This window comes from Candidatus Peribacteraceae bacterium (genome assembly GCA_041661065.1).
GTDB lineage: Bacteria > Patescibacteriota > Gracilibacteria > Peribacterales > Peribacteraceae > CAIKAD01.
Genome location: JBAZVD010000001.1, coordinates 107,487 through 128,403 on the forward strand (window position 1 = coordinate 107,487; position 20,917 = coordinate 128,403).

1 protein-coding gene (running past both ends of the window) is annotated in these 20,917 nt (G+C 61.0%); it reads right to left on the bottom strand.

This entire window lies inside a single protein-coding gene on the bottom strand: locus WC698_00450, encoding a DUF2341 domain-containing protein (GenBank protein ID MFA6038724.1). The 52,482-nt coding sequence extends 16,882 nt beyond the window's left edge and 14,683 nt beyond its right edge, so the window shows coding positions 14,684-35,600, spanning codon 4,895 (partial) through codon 11,867 (partial); reading right to left, the first codon wholly in view occupies positions 20,913-20,915. The start codon and the stop codon both lie outside this window.

Below are 20,917 nucleotides of genomic sequence, written 5' to 3' on the forward strand. Positions count from 1 at the left end.
TTCGTGGTCGTGGAGACGGTGAACGTGCCATGGATGGCCGTGGCGCTTTCCACGTAGAGCGACGCATCACTATTCACCGGCAGTGTTACCGATGCGCCCGTTCCGATGGTGAAGTTATTAAGGCTCGCGCCGCCCTTGGCGCTCAAGGTGGCGTTGCCGTCCATCACCAGCGTACTGAGGTTCCTGTTCCACGTGGTCACATCCGTAAAGTCCACGTTCCCGGAAACCGTCCACGTTCCATCGCCCAGGTCCGTCCGCGTGTTATCCATCGTCACATCGCCCAGCACCGTGATGTTCTTGTCGTAGGTGGCGTTATCGAAGGTTCCTGCTCCCGCCTGGAGGGTCAATGCGGAGCCGATCTGGAGATGGTTCCCTGTGGGCTGCACCGTGGCGGCGCCGGAGTGGGTGAGGATGTAGAAGACGCTCACGGCCGCCCCCGTGCCGCTGTTGACGGTCTGCGTCCCGGAAGTTTTGTTGAGGATGACGGTGGAGGTGCCTGGCGTGACGCTGATGCCGGTGAAGTTGATGTTGCCGTTCACCCTCACCGCCGAGGAGCCGAAGTCGATGGAGTTGTTGGCAACCTGCGAGTTTACTTTCTTGATGTCGCCCCTGACAACGTGCGTTCCGGCGCCGAAGAGGACGCCGCCGGCGGATGTGGTGCTGTATCCCAGGGAGAGCATATTGCATGTCACGTCATTCCCGTTGGTGTTGAGCGTTGTCTTCCTGTCCCCCGTCGCGTTGTACACATACATGGTGTTGTTCACGACTACGTCCGATCCCAGGGTCACCGTAGCGTTGTTCGTGATGCCGGAGTAGTAGACGTTCGCGTCGAACGTCCCGCCGGCGACGGCGATGTCCGCGGACGGCCGGTAGATGAGTCCGCCATTCGTCACCGTTGCCCCGTTCTTCACCAGGGGATCCCCGTCCGATTTGTACATGCGTAGGTTGTTGCCGCCGAGGGAGAGGGTCCCGCCGCCGGAGAGCGTGAGGACGTTCGTGAGGCCGGTATCGGTGCCGAGGGTCGTCGTACGCCCGGCTGTCGCGGCGGCGATGTTGTAGAACCTCTGTTCGTCCCCGGCGGTCCTTACGGTGCCGTTGCCCGTGAGGCGAACGGTGCTGGTGCCCGCCGTGAAGCTTCCCGCGAACGTATCCCAGTTGCCGCCCACGGTGATGGTTTTGTCGCTTGCGTTGAACGATCCGCTCGCGAGGGTGAAGTTGTTCGTCACGCTCAACGCATCCTGCAGCGTCCATCCGCCTCCCACGCCGTTGAATTTGATGTTCTGGAAGCTGCTTCCGTTGCTCGTCATGGTCTTCCCCGCGGCGGTTGCCGCAAACGTCCCTGTTCCCGTGGTGGTGAAGGTGCCTCCCGTTGCGTCCCAGCTGCCGTTCACCGTGAAGGCGTTGGCCCCCAGCGTCAACGTGCCGTTGATGTCGTAATCATCCGCAGTCACCGTACCCCCGGGAGCAAAACCGTCCCCCGGCCAGAGGTAGAGTTCGTAGCCCGAGGCTACGGTGACTGTTGATGCCGATGCCGATGCAATGAGTGCGGTGATGTCTGCATCCCCGTTGCTTGCCGCCACCGCCAGGTGGTTGTTTACCAGCGCCACGGAGCCCGATTCGCTGCGGAGGATCAAACGGTTCTGGTACAGGTGCACGCCGCTCATGGTGGCCCCGGAAGCCAGCACCACCGTTACGGCCTTTTCTGCGCCGCCATCGGCGTAGAGGGTGACCACCGACCCGCCCGTCATGTGTACGCCGTAGATGGCAAAGGAGCCGTCCGCGGCCGTTACGCCGGAACCCGCGGCGGGCCCGCCGTTCACACTCACGGCCACGTGCCTCTCCCCCAGCGCCGTAACACCCTCATCGCTGTACAGCAAGCCCGTGATGCCGCGCCCAAACTGCCAGTGGATGTTCCCGCCGCCGTTCAGGTTGGTGCCGCCCAGCGCATCTATTTCCCGTCCGCCGGAGGCATTGGAATTGGCGACGGTCACGTGGCGGGCAACTGCGGAGGCGCCGTTGACGGTGAGCGTCCATTCTCCCGTCGCCGCCAGGTTGAGCCTGTCATTCGCCTCCCCCGTCAAACTCAAGTTCCCGCCCACGGTCAACGCCGTCCCGGGCAACCCGGTGGGATTCACCTGTCCCAGTATTCCAATATTCAAATCCCCCGTAATCCCTACCGTTTGCCCGTTGAAGTCCATGGTGCCCTTCGTAAGGGTAAAGTTCCCATTCACGGTCAGCCCCGCCCCCGGCGTCCAGCTTCCCGCCCCATGGTTGAACGTCACATTGTTGTAGCTGTTCCCGTAATTGAGGGCATCCGTCGTCCCGTTATACTCCACCGTCCCGGAATCGGTATCCTTCGGTAGGCTTGCAAGGCTCTCCGTCCCATTCAGCTGCAAGGTTCCCAGGTTGCTGAAGGTCCCCGTAGCCGCAAGGTCCGTTCCGCTTGCGGAGAGGGTCTTCCCCGTATTGATCTCCCAATTCCCGTTGACCGTAAAGGTGCTGCCGCTCAAGGTGGCATTCTCGGTCACGTACGCCTTACTCGCCCCCGCGCTTAGGTTGGGGTAGAGCGCAATGGCAGCCGCACCCGTACCGGCAATGATCCTCCCACCCAAATTGATATCCCCAAGCGCACGCACGGTGACGGTGTTATTGCTCTTCACGGCCCCCGAGAGGGTGACGCTCGCCGGGGAGGACTCCGTCGCCAAACCCACATTAATGTAGTTCGATGCCCCCGCCGTGGCATCCAGCCCCTCCAGTGTGAAGGCCGTGACGGAACCGGCGGAGAAGGAGAACCGGGTGGCGAGTGCTGTTATTGTCCCTGATGTGTGGGTGAAGGTTGACGTTGCGGAGTTATTGTCCGCGTCGGGGTAGAAATGGACGCTGTTCGCGCCGCCGTTGGCGGTAATGCCGGCGTTCTGCGTGATGTCGCCCAGGGAGCGGATGTAGATGATCTCATTCCCCACAATGGTGCCGGAGAGCGTGACGCTCGCAGGAGAGGTTTCTGCCGCCACCCCCACGTCTATCCTGTTCGTATCCCCCGCCGTGGCATCCAACCCCTCCAGCGTGAATACCGTTACCGAACTTGCGGGGAAGTAGAAGCGGGTATTCGTCGCCGTGATAGTTCCGGACGTATGGATGAAGGTGGAGGTGGCGGAGTTGTTATCCGCATCGGGGTAGAAGTACGCCACGCCTTCACCTGCATTGGCAGTGATATTTCCGTTCTGCGTGATATCGCCCAGGGAGCGCATGTCGGCATTCTCGTTCCCCGCAATGGATCCCGAGAGCGTAAGGCTTGCGGGTGCCGTGGTGGAACTGTTGCCGACGTAGATGCGGTTCGTCGCCCCCGCCGTGGCATCCAACCCCTCCAGCGTGAATGCGGTCGTGGAGCCGGAAGGGAAGGAGAAGAACACCTCCGTCGCCGTGATCGTCCCCGATGTGCGGGTGAACGTGCTTGCGGGGGAGTTGTTGTCGATATCGGGGTAGAAATTGACGTTGCTGTTCCCGCTGTTAGCGGTGAGATCCCCGTTCTGCGTGATGTTTCCCAGGGAGTAGATATAGAGAGTGGAATTCGCTGCAATGGATCCCGAAAGGGTCACACTTGCGTGGGCATTGGTTGCATTGGAACCGATGTAGACGTTATGCGTCGTCCCCACCGTGGCATCCAGCCCCTCCAGCGTGAAGGCCGTGGTGGAGCTTGCGGGGGAGAAGAAGTAGGTGGTCGTCGCCGTCACCGTACCCGAGGTATGGGTGAACGTGGCCGTTGCGGAGTTATTGTCCGTGTCGGGGTAGAAGTACGCCACGCTTTCACCTGCATTAGCAGTGATATTTCCGTTCTGCGTGATATCGCCCAGGGAGCGGATGTAGATATCGGAGTTTCCCGCAACGGCGCCCGAAAGCGTCACACTTGCGGGGGTATTGGTTGCATTGGAACCGACGTAGACGTTATTCGTCGTCCCCGCCGTGGCGTCCAGCCCCGCCAGCGTAAAGGCCGTGACGGAGCTTTCGGGGAAGTAGAAGTACGTATCCGTCGCCGTCACCGTACCCGAGGTATGGGTGAAGGTGGAGGTGGGGGAGTTATTGTCCACATCGGGGTAGAAGGACACGGGACTGTTCCCGCTGTTCGCGCTGATGTTTCCGTTCTGCGTGATGTTCCCCAGGGAGCGGATGTACACATAATATCCGGTCACAATTCCCGTGATCGTGACGCTCGGGGGGGAATCGGAGGCAGTGGTGCCGACGTACAGGTAATTCGTGGTACCCGCGGAGGCATCCGCACCCGCCAGCGTAAAGGCCGTGGTGGAGCCGGAGGGGAAGTAGAAGTACGTATTCGTCGCCGTCACCGTCCCGGAGGTATGGGTGAAGGTGGAGGTGGGGGAGTTATTGTCCTTATCCGGGTAGAACTTCACGTCGCTGTTCCCGCTATTTGCCGTTATGGCCCCATCCTGCGTGATATCCCCGTTGGAGTAGATGTAGACGGAGTTGGAGCTGGAAGTGACTGCTCCTTTGAGGGTCACCGAAGCGGGAGCAGCGGTGTTCCCCACGTTGATCGTCCCCACCCCCGTCACGGTCCCCAGGACAAAGTTCCCCGCCGTTCCCGTGGCGTTGACCGCAATGTTCCCGCTCGTGGTGGTGGTGGTGATGCTCCCGGAGGCTGCGCTGATGCTGTTGGCGGTGAGGGAGAGGTTGTTGCTCGCCGCCGTCAGGGTCCCTCCGGACATATTCAGCGCCCCCGAGACCGTCATGGAGTTGGATCCGGCGCTGATCTTGCCGTCATTGGCTCCTCCGCCTGTGTATCCTGCCCTCACGGTGATGGAAGCGACGGAAACGGTCGTATCCACCGTACACCCTCCCACCTTCCCTCCGGCTCCGTCGAAGTACACGGCCGTGGCGGGTCCGGGCACCGATGCCCCTCCCGCCCCTCCGGACATGTACGCCCAGCTCGCAGCTGTGTTCCAGTTGGCGGTATTCCCCGTTGTTGCCCCCACCCAGTAGCGCGCGCCGGTATCGAAGTTCCAGTTCGTATTGCTTCCCCCGTCCATATTCGTCCCGTCCGAGGCTTCCACCTGCGTTCCCCCCGAGGCATCGGAGTAGGCCACCGTCACATGGCTCGCCGAGGCCGTTCCCGTGACATCCAACGTCCACGCACCCGTGGCCGAGAGATTCAAGAGGTCTCCCGCAGCCCCGGTGAAGCTCAGGTTCCCTCCCACGGTCAGGGAGCTCCCGGCTAATCCCTCCGGATTCACTTGCCCCAGTACTCCAATACTCAAATCCCCAATAGTCGTAATTTCCTTCCCGTTAAAGTCCACCGTCCCGGAGCTCACAAGCAAGCTGTCGAGCGTACCGGTTCCGGTCCATTGGACCGTCCCGTGCGTCTTATTGACCACCACATCCTCCACGCTCTTCCCCAAGAAATCCACGGTCTGCGCGGTTGCACCCGAGAGGGTGATGGTGCCGGTGCCTTTGGTCCAGATGATGGGGCCCGTTTCGTTGCCGGTGATACTGCCCGCAACGTGGAAATCGGGGTTATTGGTGGCGTTATTGAGCGTGAGGGTGCCTCCACCGTAGTTCCGTATGCTCAAAGCACCGTTAAAGCGGTACGTCCCTGCTTGCGGAGTCCAGGTATATGAAGGCGCGGTATCGTCCTTGTGAATGATGAAGATGGCAGAGTCGTAGGTACCGGGGGGGATGACGTTGGCTGTACTGGGATGGTAGACGCGGAACTCTTGGACGTTGATCGTATCGTTTCCACCGCGGCTGAGGTTATTACCGATGATGCCGAACCGATCCGCTCCCGTGATGATGCCATTGGGACCGGTGCGTACGGAGCCGTAAGCCCATGCGTCTTGCGTGCAGGTGAGCGTGCCGTAGATGAAGAGCGGGCCGAATATCCACGCGCCGCCGCCCTGCACCGTGAGCGTTGCGCCGGTATTGACCGTCATGCGGTAGAGCTTGTTTGCGGATTTGCTCACAAGATCTGCAGTTGCGCCAAAGATGAGGGCGCTGTTGTTTCTGTTGAAGGTTGCTACGTCCTGGTTGTCAAAGTTCCCGGAAAGCGTCCACGTCCCGTCTCCCATATCCGTCTGCGTGTTATCCATCGTCACGTTCCCCAACACCGTAATGTTCTTGTCGTAGGTGGCGTTATCGAAGGTTCCCGCCCCGCTCTGCAGCGTGAGGTTGTTATTCACCTTCAGGTTGCTGCCGGAGACGGTCACAATGGCGGTGCCGGAGTGGGTCAAGTTGTAGAACACAGCCGCGGTCCCCGTGCCGCTGTTTATGTACTGCGTGTCGTAGTGGTCGTTGAGGACAACGGTGGATGTACCCGGGGCCACAATGGACCTGCGGAAGTCGATGTTCCCGCCCACCACAATGGTGCCGGAACCCAGGTCATAGAATGCGCGGGAGTAGGTGCTGTTGCCTGTCAGGTGGCCGCCAATACGGTGGTTGCCGCTCTTGAAGAGCACCCGCCCGCGGTACCCCTCCGGGTAGTCGGAGGAGGCATAGCCCACCAAGAGGGTGCCCCCCACGGTGAGGTTGTACCCGTTCGTGTCCAACGTCTGGGCTTCCGCTTCCGTATCGGAGGTGAGAGCACCGTAAATGGTAAGATTACCATCGCAGTTCCAATCCCCCGTCATGCGTATTGTTGAGTAGTTGGCGTAATAAATGTAAACGAAGGAGGAGACACGGAACGCCTTTTGCTCCGTGGTAACGGAAGAGACCGGATAGATTCGGAGTGTGCCGTCATTCACATCCGCGCTCGCGGGAATGTCCAGGAAGTGGTCGGCGGGGGGGTAGGTGACGTAGAGCGAACTTGCCCCTTGCAAGAGGGAGTTTGCCCCCATCACCAAGGCCTTGGTGTTCACATTCGCCGTCCGCGTGAGTGTGGCGCCCGTGGCGATGCGCAGGACGTAGAACGGATTGGCAGCAAAGGAGGGGTTGCTGATGTTGGCGCTGGCGCTCACTTCCCAAATGCCCGTGGAGGTCAGGCGCCCGGCGGCGTTCGCCACGCTCAGGTCCCCGTCCACCCGCACGGTCTTGCCGTTGTCCGTGAGCGTCCCGTTCGTCACCGTGACGCCGCTGGCCGTGAGGTTATCCTGCAGCGTCCATCCGCCGCCCGTGCCGTCGAAGGTCACGGTCCCGAAGGCGTTGCCGTTGCTCGTAACGGTTTTGCCGGCGGCCGTCGCCCCAAAGGTCGCTGTGCCCGTTGTGGTGAATGCCCCTCCCGTGGCATCGAAGCTCCCGTTCACCGTGAAGGCGTTTGCCCCCATGGTCAACGTGCCGTTGATATCGTAATTATCCGCAGTCACCGTACCCCCGGGGGCAAAACCGTCCCCCGGCCAGAGGTAGAGTTCGTAGCCCGAGGCTACGGTGACTGCAGACGCCGATGCGGATGTGAGGAGCGCAGTGATGTCCGTATCCCCGTTGCTTGCCGCCACCGCCAGGTGGTTGTTCACCAAGGCCACGGAGCCCGAATCACTGCGGAGGATCAGGCGGTTCTGGTACAGGTGCGCGCCGGAGAGGGCGGTGCCGGAGCCGAGGATCACCGTTACGGCGTTCTCCGTCTCGTCCTCAACGTAGAGGGTCACAATGGTGCCGCCGGTCATGTTGGGAACGCCCGCAATGGAGTAGCTTCCATTGGCGCTCGTGATGCCGGAACCCACTGCGGGGCCGCCGTTCATGCTCACGGCGATGCGCTTGCCCTCTAAGCCCGTTACCCCTTCGTCACTGAAGAGCCGGCCGGAGATGGCCTGCCCGAAGTCCCAGTTGGTGTTGCCGCCTCCATCGGTATTGCTGGCGTCCTGCGCATCGATTTCCAGCCCGCCCGAGGCATCGGAGTAGGCGACGGTGACGTGACGGGCAACTGCGGAAGCCCCGTTGACGGTGAGCGTCCATTCCCCCGTTGCCGCCAGATTGAGCTTATCATTCTCCTCACCCGTCAGGCTCAAGTTTCCGCCAACGGTAATCACGGAACCATCCAAGTTGGCTGCCGTCACCTGGCCCGTCGTCCCGATGGTCAAATCCCCAACAGTCGTGATCTCCTGACCATTGAAGTCCACGGTACCGGAAGAGACGAGGAGTGAATCCGTGGTGCCGGTGCCGGTCAACGTCACCACACCATGCGTCTTGTTGATCACAATGTCTTCCACGCTCTTCCCGAGGAGGTTGACGCTCTGCGCCGTTGCGCCCGAGAGGGTGATGGTGCCGGTGCCTTTGGTCCACAGGAGGGGAGCGCCCGAGGTGGCCAGTGTCACGTTGCCCCGCAGGTCGAGGTTGGCGTTATGGGTGGCCATATCCAGCGTGAGGTCGCTGGTGCCGTCCGTGCTGAACTGGAAGGGACCCTCCACCGTGTAGGTGCCGTTTTGGAGAGTGGCGACGCAGTTGGTGACCGAGGTGGACCAAATCGTCAAGCCGCCGCCGTACCTCCCCGGCACCAGTATCCCCGTGGCTCCTGGACGGTAGTACCAGAAGTTGGCGTCGAGTGTGCCGTCCAACGTGAGGAGTCCGTAACCGCTTGCGGCACGGTACACCGCAAGCCTTCCGATCCCCGACACCCGTCCCAGGCGGTTGATGTGCATGTAGACCGAGGTATCGCCGTAGAGCATGCCGCTGCTATGGTTGATGGTCAGCGTGCCGTACACTTGCAGGGTCGTGTCGATATTGATGTTGGTAGAAGCATTGAATGCGATGGTCGCGCCAGTCTGGACCACCAGCGTATTGAGCGTGGTACCGCCCGTCTTGATGGCGAGCGTACCCGACCCCGCCATTGCCACCGTGCCGGAGTTCCTGTTGAACGTCATCACATCCGTGAAATCGAAGCTGTTGCCAATGGTCCACGTCCCGTTCCCCATATCCACCCTCCCCCTATCCATCGTCACGTTCCCCTCCACGGTGATGTTCTTATCGTAGGTGGCGAAGTCCAGCGTGCCGGAGCCCGTGGTGCTCAAGGAGCCGCTCAAGGTCAGGTTGTTTGTGCCAGGTTGCAGCGTGCCGGAACCCGCATGCACCACGTTATAGAACCTGCTCCCTTCATCCGTTCCACCGCTGTTGAGGATCTGCATGCCCGTTGCCGCATCGTACGTCACGGTGCCGCTTGAGTGCGTAAAGGTGCCTCCAGACTTGTTCCAGTTGCCGGAAACCGTGAAGGCTCCGGAAGGCGCCGTGAGCGTTCCTCCGGCAATGGTCACATTCCCGTTGATATCCACATTCCCGGCCCCTCCCGTAAACGTCCCTCCGTTCACCGTCAATCCGCTCGCGGTGAGGTTCTGGCCGTTCATGTTCAAGGTGCCGGCGGTTGCGGCAAGCGTCACAGTGCCATTGGCGCTCAGGTTGTTGGTGGAGACCTGAACCGTAGCCGCTCCGGAGTGGGTGAGGTTGAAGAAAGCGCCGTTCCCGCTCCCCGTACCGCCGCTCGTGAGTGTTTGGGTGCCGGAGGCCTTATTGAAGACCACGGTGGAGTTATCGGCGATGAACCGCGAAGGCGCCGATCCCGTTGCGTAGTTGGTCCAGTTTCCGCCCACGGCGATGGTGGTGGCGTCCGCCCCGTTGCGCGATGCATCCAGCACTATGGCGGTGGTATCGTTACCGACGCCGATCGTCACATCGCCTCCTACCGTGAGCTCGTTCCCGTTCGTCTTGAGCGTTACGGTGGAGGAGGTGGCATAGTTGACAAGCAGGCTTCCTCCCACTGTCCAGTCATCCGTCATGGTGAGCGTGCCGCTCCATCCGCCGACTTTAACATTCCCGGAAACCGCCAATGCGCCCTGTGAACGGGTGCCACTTCTGATGACCAAAGGTCCGGTAATATCCGATCCCGTGCCCTGGACGACGAAATTGTCCTCGGAGGGAGAGCGTACCTGCAGGTACACATTATCACGGGTTTCCGTAAAGTTGACGAGGGCGTTCTCGCCCAGGATCAGCTTCTTGCACGTGGGAACGCTGACGTTGCTGCTGAAGTGGTCGGTGACGGTCATTGTCACGCCATCCGCTATCTGGTACACCGCAAAGGAGGGATAGTCGAAGTCATACACCGAGAGTTGGCCATTCGCGACGCTCGTCCACGTGCCGGTGGAAGTGAAGGTGTCGAAAGCGGTATGGACGTAGAAATTCGTAAAGTTCACCGCGTTGCCGCCGTCCGTCAGCGCCCCGTCGAGGAGGTTGAGCGTCGTTGCGGAGAGGGCATCCTGCAGCGTCCACCCCCCGCCCGTCCCGTTGAATACCATGATCCCGAAGCTGCTCCCGTTGCTCTTGAGGGTCTTGCTGCTTGTGGCGGCAAACGTCCCCGTGCCCGTGGTGGTAAAGGAGCCACCCGTTGCGTCCCAGTTGCCGTTCACGGTGTAGGCGTTGCTCCCCAGCGTCAACGTGCCGTTGATATCGTAATCATCCGCAGTCACCTCTCCCCCAGGCTGGTACGCATCACCCGTCCACACCAAGAGTTCTTTGCCCGTAGCCACAGTCACATTGCCGTCCGCAACAGAGTAGAGGGCGGAAATGTCACTATCGCCGTTCCCATCCCCCGTATCCAGCTGCGTGTTGGTCACGGCGGCAGAACCGCTCTGGCTCATTACAATCAACCTGTTCTGGTAGAGGGTAACCCCCGTCATACTGGAGCCGGAACTGAGCACCACCGTCACCGCGTCTTCCGTCTCGTCATCAACGAAGAGCGTCACAATGCTCCCTCCCGTCATGGCTGCCGTGGAGTGGATCACGTACTGCCCTCCCGCATCGGTATCATCACTCCCGCTCACAGCTGCGCCGTTTACGCTTACGGAGACGGTCTTGCCGGAGAGGGGAGTGGAGCCCTCATCACCATAGAGCGTGCCCGTAATATCCTTCCCAAAGCTCCAGTTGCTGTTATTTCCCCCATTGGTGCTTGCCGTAGCAACGACCGTGCTCCCGCCGGAGGCATCGCTGTAGGCAACGTTCACATTGGCCGCTGTTGCCGTTCCCGTCACATTGAGCGTCCAAGTGCCCGTGGCCTGCAGGTTGAGCTTGTCGTTCGTCTCACCCGTCAAACTCATATTCCCTCCCACATTGAGCGTCGTCCCCGGTAATCCCGTGGGATTCACCTGTCCCGTGGCTCCAATGGTCAAATCCCCAATAGTCGTTATTGCCTTCCCGTTGAAGTTTACCGTGCCCGAGCTCACGTTAAAGCTCGTCATGGTGCCGGTTCCCGTGAAGGTGATGCCGTTGTGGGCCTTGTTCACCTCAACCGCTTCCACGCTTTGACCCAGGAATTTGACGTTCTGTGCGCCGGTGCCCGAGAGGGTGATGGTGCCGGTACCTTTGGTGTAGGTGATGGCGCCTCCGTCCTGTTGGAAAGAAAGCGGGCCTTTGACGATGAAGTTCGGATTGTTGGTGGCGCTAACCACGCCCAGCGTTCCGATGGTTTGTGTGCGAATGAGAAGGTTCGCGAACGTGTAAGTACCTGAAGCCGGTGTCCATATTTTTCCGGCTTCAGTGGAATTGATGATGACCTGCTTGTCGTCCGCGGAATAATCGCCCGGGGCGAAGAGGGCGGTCGCGCTGGGATTGTTCAACGTGAGCGGGCTTGTCAGCCTGGCGCCGGTATCCCAAACGGCGAGCCCGCCTGTTGTGGGGTTGGACAGGGTTACTCCGCCGATGCTCCCCAGGCGCTTTACGCTGACTTGGGTGGTGCTGGTCATGTAATAACCGTTGGTTCCTACCGCGAGCGTTCCGTACACCGTGGCGTTTCCATTGACGTAGACCGTAAACGCGCCCGCGGTGGTGAGGGTGGCTCCGGTTGCAACTTCTATGATGTTCAATTGCCGTGATTGCGCATTGGCGTAGTAGCCTGTGGTACCGGCGAATCTGAAGATAGAGCTGTTCCTGTTCCAGGTGCCCACGCCGTCCGCATCCACGTTGCCGTAGACGGTCCACGTGCCGTCGCCCAGGTCCGTCCGCGTGTTATCCATCGTCACATCCCCCAGCACCGTGATGTTTTTGTCGTACGTGGCGTTATCGAAGGTTCCGGCGCCGCTTGGGAGGGTGAGGTCATTGTTCACTTTGAGGTTGCTGCCGGAGACTGTGAGCGTGGCTGCGCCCGACTGCGTAAGGTTGTAGAAGGCGCCGCTGCCCGTATTGCCGATGTTCACGGAGCGGGCAGTGGAAGCGTGGCCGATGATCACCGTGGAATCGGCAGCTACGAACTGTGAGGGGGCGGTCCCGTTGCCCCTGTTCACCCAGTTGCCGCGGACGAGGATGGTGGAGGTGCGGCCTTCGGAACCCGTTGCGTCGAGCTTCTTGAGGCCGGTGTCGTTACCCCAGCCGATTTTGATGTTGCCGCCAACCGTCAGGTTGTAGCCGTCGGTGTTCCAGGTGTTTGCGGAAGACGCAGAGCCATTGCCATCCAGATTGATATTGTTTGTTCCATTGAGCGTGATGTTGCCGGTTTGGATGACGGATGTGTTGTTTGCGGATACGTTAATGCTGCAGTTATACCCCTTCGCGAGCGATGGTATGGTTTGAGTGATGCCTCCCATAAATTCAATATATCCACCTGCGATATTCGAATCCGCATCAACGGATAATGGATGTGCGCCAAACAACATAATGCGGGAGCCGGAGAACGTACCGGAACCGATGGTCAGCACATTGCGGATGCGCAAGTAAAAGCTGGTTTTCGTCGTCGTGTTACCGTTTTGTCCGACCGTCAAATTGTACAGGCCATTGGGATACTCAATATTGGTGTAGTCCATGGTATTTACCCCGTTGAGCACGAGCGACGCATCATTGTACTGCGTGGCATCAATGGTCCCATCCGCCGTAAAGTTCCCGTTGCCGCTCAAGGTGATGACGGAGGCGTTGGCGTTGAAGCGGGAGGTGGTGGAGGATTGGTCGAAAGTGCCCGCGACCGTCACGGCATAATTCCCTGCGGCGTTCGTGTCCACGATGCCATTGGTCACGGTGAGTGTGCCACCCACATTCAACGCATCCTGCAGCGTCCATTCGCCTCCCACGCCGTTGAACTTGATGTTTTGGAAGCTGCTTCCGTCGCTCTTGAGGGTCTTGCCCGCGCTTGTAGCCGCAAAGGTGCCTGTTCCCGTAGAGGTGAAGCTCCCGCCCGTGGCATCAAAGCTCCCATTGACCGTGAAGGCGTTGGCCCCCAAGGTCAATGTGCCATTGATATCGTAATCATCCGCAGTCACCGTTCCGCCCGGCGCAAACGCATCGCCCGTCCACACGAGGAGTTCCTTCCCCGTAGCTACAGTGAGATTCCCACCCGTCACGCCGTAGATGGCGGCAATGTCACTGTCGCCGCTGTTATTTGCCGTATCCAGCTGCGCGTTCGTCACCGCAGCGGAGCCGGATTGGCTCATCACAATCAACCTGTTTTGATAAAGGGAGACTCCCGTCATGCTCCCTCCGGAGCCGAGGACAACCGTCACGGCATCCTCCGTCGCATCATCCACGAAGAGGGTCACAATGGTGCCGCCCGTCATAACGGCGGTGAGGTTGATAACGTACTGCCCCCCCGCATCCGTCACACCGCTTCCGCTCACCGCCCTTCCCCCCAGGCTCAGGGAGATTTTCTTCCCCGCCAGGGGAGTGGAGCCCTCGTCACTGTAGAGCGTCCCCACCACCGTCCTCTCGAACGCCCAGTTGCGGTTGGCCCCTCCGTCCGTGCTGTTCGTGGCCACCACGGTGTTCCCGCCGGAGGCATCGCTGTTGCGCACCGTCACGTGGCTCGCCGCGGCCGTTCCCGTTACGTTCAAAGTCCAGGCGCCCGTTGCGGAGAGGTTCAGCTTGTCCGCGCTCTCGCCCGTCAGGCTCAGATTCCCGCCCACCGTGATTGCGGAACCGGGCAAACCCCTGGGGTTCACTTGCCCCAATACTCCAATACTCACATCCCCAATAGTCGTAATCTCCTTCCCATTGAAGTCCACCGTCCCCTGCGTCACATCCAAGCTATTGAGGGTGCCCGTTCCCGTGAATATCGCGCTGCCGCCGGTTTTGTTGATGGTTATGTCGTCGATCGCCTGTCCGAACGGATTGATGGCTTGCACTTTGGAGCCGGAGAAGGTGAGCATACCGTCACCTTTGGTCCAGGTGATGGGGGCGGCGCCCAAGCGGCTGTAGATAAGGCTCCCCGTGAGGATGAGGTTGGGGTCGTTCGTGGCATTGTCAATCGTGAGGTTGTTGGTTTCGTCGTTATTGTACAACGTGAGGTTGCCGTTGATGCGGTACGTACCGCTGCTGAGCCGCGTCGTCCAATCCATCGTCCCAAAACTGAAGCTCGAAAGCATCCAGTCCCCGTTGTAGGTGCCCGGGACGTAGGTACCCCCCAGGTCGTGCCGTATTTCCAGATCCGTATTGAAGAGGCCGTTGAGTTCCAAGATGCCGTATCCCGGACTGCAGTTGTAGGGGATGAAGGAAACGCCGCGCACCTCGCCGCCTGCATGAATGTATATTTTGGATCCCGATGGCATTCCTCCCCAAGCGCCCGTATCCAATGTCCCGTAGATGTGCAGGTTCTTGTAGGGTCCGCTGAGGTAGTACCACCCCAGGTTCACAGTGGCGCCGGTCCCGATGGTGAGGTTGGCCAAGTAGGGCTTGGCGGTGAGCGTCCCCGTTCCGATCATGTGGAGGACGGAATTGTTGACGTTCATCGTCGTCACGTCCTTGTTGTCAAAATTCCCGGAAACCGTCCACGTCCCGTCACCCATATCCGTCTGCGTGTTATCCATCGTCACGTTCCCCAGCACCGTGATGTTCTTGTCATATTTCGCCGCGTCAAACTTCCCCGCGCCGCTCGGGAGCGTCAGATTATTGCCGATCTGCAAGTGGGAGCCGGAAACCGTCCACGTGCCCGCGCCGGATTGGGTGAGGTTGTGGAACACGCTGTAGGCCGCCCCCGTGCCGCTGTTGATGGAACCCGTGCCGGAGGTCTTATTAAGGATGACGGTGGAAGTCTGGGGGCGGACGGTGATGTTGCGGAAGTCCATGCTGCCGCCCACGAGGACGGTCCCTGAACCGAGCTCCAGGTAACTGTGGCCTTCCGTAGCGGACTCAGGCGCAATGTTCCCCGTAATGCGGTGTGTGCCGTTCTTGAGGAGCAGCTTCGCGTAGTAGTTATTGGTGTAGCCCGGCAACGTGTTTCCGAGGGTCAGGTTGCCGTTGACCGTCAACGTGTATCCGTTGGTATCAAACACACGTGCCGACGCTTCCGTAGTGGAAGTGCTAGAACTGAACACGACAAGGTTCCCTCCTACGTTCCAATTCCCCGTCATGCGCACGGTGTTGGTGTTGCCGTATGCCACAACGAACCCACCGTTGATCTGCAAGGCTTTCTGCGTAAGAGGCACGGTGGACGTATACGGGTAGAGCGAGAGTGCCGTGATGTTTATGGTGCTGGAACCCACCACCATGTCCAAAGGATCGTTCTGCGTGGAGTTGTAGAGAACGACTCCATAATATCCTGTGAGTGTGGAAGCGGTTCCCACCGTCAGTTTCCTTGTGTACATGTGGTTTACGAGCGTTGTCGTGACGCCATCCGCCACCCGGAATGCTTCGAAAGGGTTGGTTATTCCGGCGTTCGCCAGGGTACCATTGCCGCTCATCTCCCAAATCCCCGTGGAGATGAGGATGCCGGAGATGTTCGCGACGTTGATATTCCCATCCACCCGCACCGTCTTCCCGTTATCCACCACGTTCCCCGCCAGGATGGTGGCGGAGCTCATGGTAAGGTTCGATTGGAGCGTCCACCCTCCTCCCGTCCCGTCGAACTTCACCTTGCCGAGCGTACTGCCCGTGGCCGTAATGCTCTTCCCCGTGGTGGTGGCGGTAAAGGTCCCGGTGCCCGTTGCGGAGAAGGCATTGGCTACCGCATCGAAGTTGCCGGAAATTGTGTACGCATTTGCGCCCATCGCCATCGTCCCGTTTACGTCCAAGTCGGTGGTTGTCACTTCCCCTCCCGGTGCATATGTATCCCCCGTCCACACGAGGAGCTCTTTACCGGAAGCCACAGTGAGATTCCCGCCCGTTACATCGTAGAGGGCGGAAATGTCACTGTCGCCGCTGTTATTTGCCGTATCCAAGTGCGTGTTCGTCACGGCAGCGGAGCCTGATTCGCTCCGTACAATCAGGCGGTTCTGGTACAGGTTGATGCCCGCCATGTTGATGCCGGAGCTGAGGACAACCGTCACCGCATCCTCCGTCTCGTCGTCCGTGAAGAAGGTGAGCACATTGCCGCCGGTAAGGCTCAGGTTCTCCAGCACGTATTGGCCGTTGGCGTCCGTATCGTCGGAAGCGGCAACAGCCTGGCCGTTGACGCTCACGGAAACCGTCTTCCCCGCCAGGGGAGTGGAGCCCTCGTCACTGTAGAGCTTGCCCGTGACCATGCCGGATGATTCCGCCACGGTGGCCTCCTCGCCCAGCATGTTGCGGTACTCGAACTTGAGCCAAGCGGCGGTACGGGCGACGCTGCTGATGCGGACTTCGTCCAGACTGCCGCTGTAGTACGAACCTGCGGAGTTGCCGTCGCGTCCCAAGGCGATGCCGCCGGCTGCGTAATAGATGTTCCCGCTGTTGATGTCCTCATCGGAGAGAGGGGCGGCGTCGTCCACGTAGAGCTTTGCCACGGTATCGTACGTGACGGCGGCGTAGTGCCACGCGCCGTCGTTATAGGAGACCGGCGTGGCACTTTGGAGGTTGTTCGCCGAGGATTCCCACAAACCGTTCAGCACGTTTCCGGTGGAGGTGGTCGCCAATTCATAGCCGTACAGCCTCTTCCGCAGCATCCTCTGCGTTTGCGCGGCGGTTGTATTGAACCAGAGCGAGTAGGTGATCTGCGAGGGCTGCAAGGAGGCGGGATCTTGGAGGTCGATGTAATCACTCTGGGAGGAAGTGAATTGGCGCGCGCCTCCCGCCAAGCCCGCTACGGCGGATGTTCCGTGATCGATGCCGTTGTTTTGCGCAAGGCTGTCCTGAACGTTGCCGTTCAAGTGCCACACTCCCTCGAAGCCGTTCGTCCACACCCCCTCCTTCCACTGGCCGTCCCCCGTGGCGGCGTTGCCGTAGTAGAGGTAGATGGTCGTATCCTGCGCGCTGTGGATGGTGGGCACCTTGACCCAGAAGAGGCCGGAGCCGGAACTTGCCCGCACGTGGTAATCCTCCCTCTCATAGGGGAGGAGCATGCCGGTGGATGTGGCGAAGCGGATATCGGCTCCGCTGCTCTGCGCGTTCTCCGCCAGGGAAGCGTCCGATGTGAGCCGCACGAGGAGCGGGAAATCGTGCAGGTCCTCGTCCACGTACTCGTGGCTCACGGTGATGGCGCGCACGTTGGACCAGCCGCTCACGTCAAAGTCCCAGTTCTTGTTATACCCCTGGTCCGTCACGCTCGTCTTTGCCGAGACGGTGGCGCCCGCGGAGGCGTCGCCGCCCTTCACCGTGGCATAGCTCGCCGTCGCCGTCCCCGTCACGTTCAAGGTCCAGGAGCCCGTTGCCGAGAGGTTCAGCAGGTCACCGGCTTCCCCCGTCAAACTCAGGTTCCCTCCCACGATCAGGGATGACCCCGGCAGTCCGGCGGGATTCACTTGCCCCGTAGCCCCAATGGTCAGGCCACCAACGGTGGTGATGGCCTTGCCGTTGAAGTCGATCGTCCCCGAGCTCACAAGCAAACTGTCCAATGTGCCTGTCCCCGTGAGCTGCACCGTCCCATGGGTCTTATTGATCACCACGTCCTCCACGCTCTTCCCGAGGAGGTTCACGCTCTGCGCGGTTGCGCCCGAGAGGGTGATGGTGCCCGTGCCCTTGGTCCAGGTGAGGGTGCTGCTCGTTTCCGTAACGATCACGTCACCCAGGAAGGTGATGGCGGGATTATTGACGTTGTCGATGACGAGGGTGTTGCTCTGGGCGTTGAAAGAGGCGTTCCCTCCGATGATGAAGTTGCCCGAGGGGAGACGCAGTGTGCTTGCCTGGTCTTCGTTGCTTACTCGAAGTATGCTGTTGTATTTTCCGCTTGCCAGCGCGATGGCGGCGGCTCCGGGCTTGTAGATGTTGAAGTAGGCGACATCGAAAACACCGCCTTCGGCGAACGAGGTGATCCCGACGCCGCTGCCCGGTGAGAAGAGCCAGAATTGCCCCGCACCCGTGATGCGTCCGGTGGCGCCGATAGCGGTGTGGCAATCGTTCAAACAGCGGAATTGCTTGTCGTCTGCGATGGTGAGGGTGCCATTGATGGTGACGGTCCCGGCTGCGCCCGTCGTCGTGCTCCGGTCGGAAATGCTGGCGCCCGTCCCTACCGTGAAGTTGTGCAAATAGGCGGCGGTCTTCGTCATAAGGGTCCCGCTGCCTGTCATGATCGTCGTAGAACTGTTACGGTTCCAGGTCCCTACATGTTCGAAGTCCATACTCCCTCCCACCGTCCACGTCCCGTCGCCCAGGTCCGTTCGCGTGTTATCCATCGTCACGTCCCCGCGCACCGTGATGTTCTTGTCATTGGTCGCGTTATCAAAGGTGCCCGCGCCCGCGAGGAGCGTGAGGCCGCTGCCGAGGAGGAGATCGTTCCCCGCGAGCCTTACCGTGCCGGCGCCCGTTTGGCGTATGGCCCAGAAGGTCTTCCCCGTGCCGGTGCCGCCGCTGTTCACGGTCTGGGTTCCCGCGCCGCTCAAGACCAGGGAGCCGCTGTGTGCGAGGAAGGTGCCCGTGCCCGTGTTGGTCCAGTTTCCGCCCACCGTGAGGGTGGGGCTTGCCGCCGTCACGTCCAAGGTCCCCGCGGTAAGCGTCAGGTTGCCGTTCACCGTGGTGGCGCCGCTGAGGGCGAACACCTCCGCGCTATTGTTGAGCGTGAGGTTGTTGTAGGTTACGTTTTCGATGAGGGTGTAGGCGGGCGAGGAAGCGTCGTAGCGGTAATCGTCGGTGAGCAGCACGGTGGAGGTCTCCGGCGTCCAGGTGCCGCGGACGACCAGGGGCATGGCGGCGGGATACGCAGCTTCTACCGGGAGCGTGCTCTCCCCCCGGGATCCGTTTCCGTTCGCCCCATACTCCCCGTCTCCCCACAGGTACACGCGGCTGCCGCCGCTCTTGAGCGCCACGCTGTTGTAGCCGCTCCCCTTGATGGAGGAAACCGGACCGCCGCCTGCGCCTCCGTCGCCCAGCTTGCCCGCGCCCCCCACGCCGACCACCTCCACCGGATGGTACCGATTGGCGTAGGAACCGTCTCCCAGCTGTCCCTCCCTGTTCCACCCCCACGCGTACACGCGGCTGCCGTCGCTCTTGAGCGCCAAGGCGTGGTTGCTTGCGGCGATGGCGGAAACGGGTCCGCCGCTCGCGCCTCCATCCCCCAGGATGGATCCCGTATCCGTGAGTCCGCGCACGACGACGGGGTAGTTGCTATCGGTGGTGGTTCCCTGCCCCAATTGCCCGTAGGCGTTATCCCCCCACGCGTACACGCGGCTGCCGTCGCTCTTGAGGGCAAGGGAGAGGTAATCGCCGGCCGCGATGGCCGAAATGGGCCCGCCGTTGGTGCCGTCCCCCAAGTTTCCCGTGTTCCCCACGCCCTTCACGAGCACCGGAGACGTGCGTTGGGTGTTGGTGCCGTCGCCCACGTCGCCGTAGTAGTTCCATCCCCATCCGTACACGCGGGTGCCGTCGCTCTTGAGCGCCAGGGTGTGCGTATAACCTGCCGCAATGGCGGAAATGGGCCCGCCATTGGTGCCGTCGCCCAGGTACCCAGTATTGCCAACGCCCTTCACGAGCACCGGTACTTTCCGAGAGGTGGTGGAGCCGTCTCCCAGCTTGCCGTTCGTGTTGCTGCCCCATGCATACACTCTGGTTCCGTCGTTCTTGAGGGCGAAGGAGGTTGCCGCACCGGCCGAAACGGCGGAAACGGGACCGCCGTTGGTGCCGTCGCCCAGGAAACCCGTGCCCGCCACGCCCAGCACGGCGACGGGGACCCACCTGTCGGTGTTGTCGTTCTGCCCCAACTGCGCGCTGTTGTTCAACCCCCACGCGTATACCCTTGTGCCGTCGCTCTTGAGAGCAAGCGCGTGTTGGCGCCCCATGGCGATGGCGGAGATGGGACCGCCGTTGGTGCCGTCGCCCAGGAAGCCCGTTCCTCCCACCCCCCGCACCGCGAGAGGGAAGGGATGAAAGACGCCATCGGCGGTATTCTGCCCCAATTGTCCGCTGGCGTTATACCCCCAGGCGTACAAGCGCGTTCCGTCGCTCTTGAGCGCCAACGAGTAGTTTGTTCCCGAAACGATTTGGGAAACATCCATGAGGGCAATGGACCGCACCTCGGGTATGTTCTGCACGGCGCGGGGGATGAAACCGGAGGAGAAGTACGGCTGCCCCAGCTGCCCGTCCATGTTCAATCCCCAGGCGTAGACCCTCGTTCCGTCCTGCTTGAGCGCGATGTTGTGGTACATCCCGGCCGAAATGGCGGAAACGGGTCCGCCGCTTGCGCCGCCTTCGCCGAGGGCGGATCCCGTGCCCGTGAGCCCGTACACCGGCGCCGGAATGGCGCGCTTGGCGAGGGGGGCGGTGCTGTTCCCCAACTCGCCATACGTGTTATTTCCCCAAGAGTAGACGGCGGAACCGTCGCTCTTGAGCGCAAGGCTGCGGTGGTAACCGGCATCAATGGCGGAGATGGGCCCGCCGTTGGTCCCGTCGCCCAGGGAGCCCGTATCCCCCAGACCGGGTACCGCTATGGGAACCGCTTGGTCGTAGTAGGAGTCATCTCCCGCCTGCCCATAGGTGTTGTATCCCCACGCGTACACGCGGGTGCCGTCGCTCTTGAGGGCAAGGTTGTGGTAGTGGCCGGCATCAATGGCGGAGATGGGCCCGCCGTTGGTCCCGTCGCCGAGCTTGCCCGTGCCTCCCAGGCCCAGCACTTCCAGGGGGAGGGGATTGGGAGTGTCCTCGCCGCCGGTGTTCTGCCCCAATTCGCCATCGTAGTTAT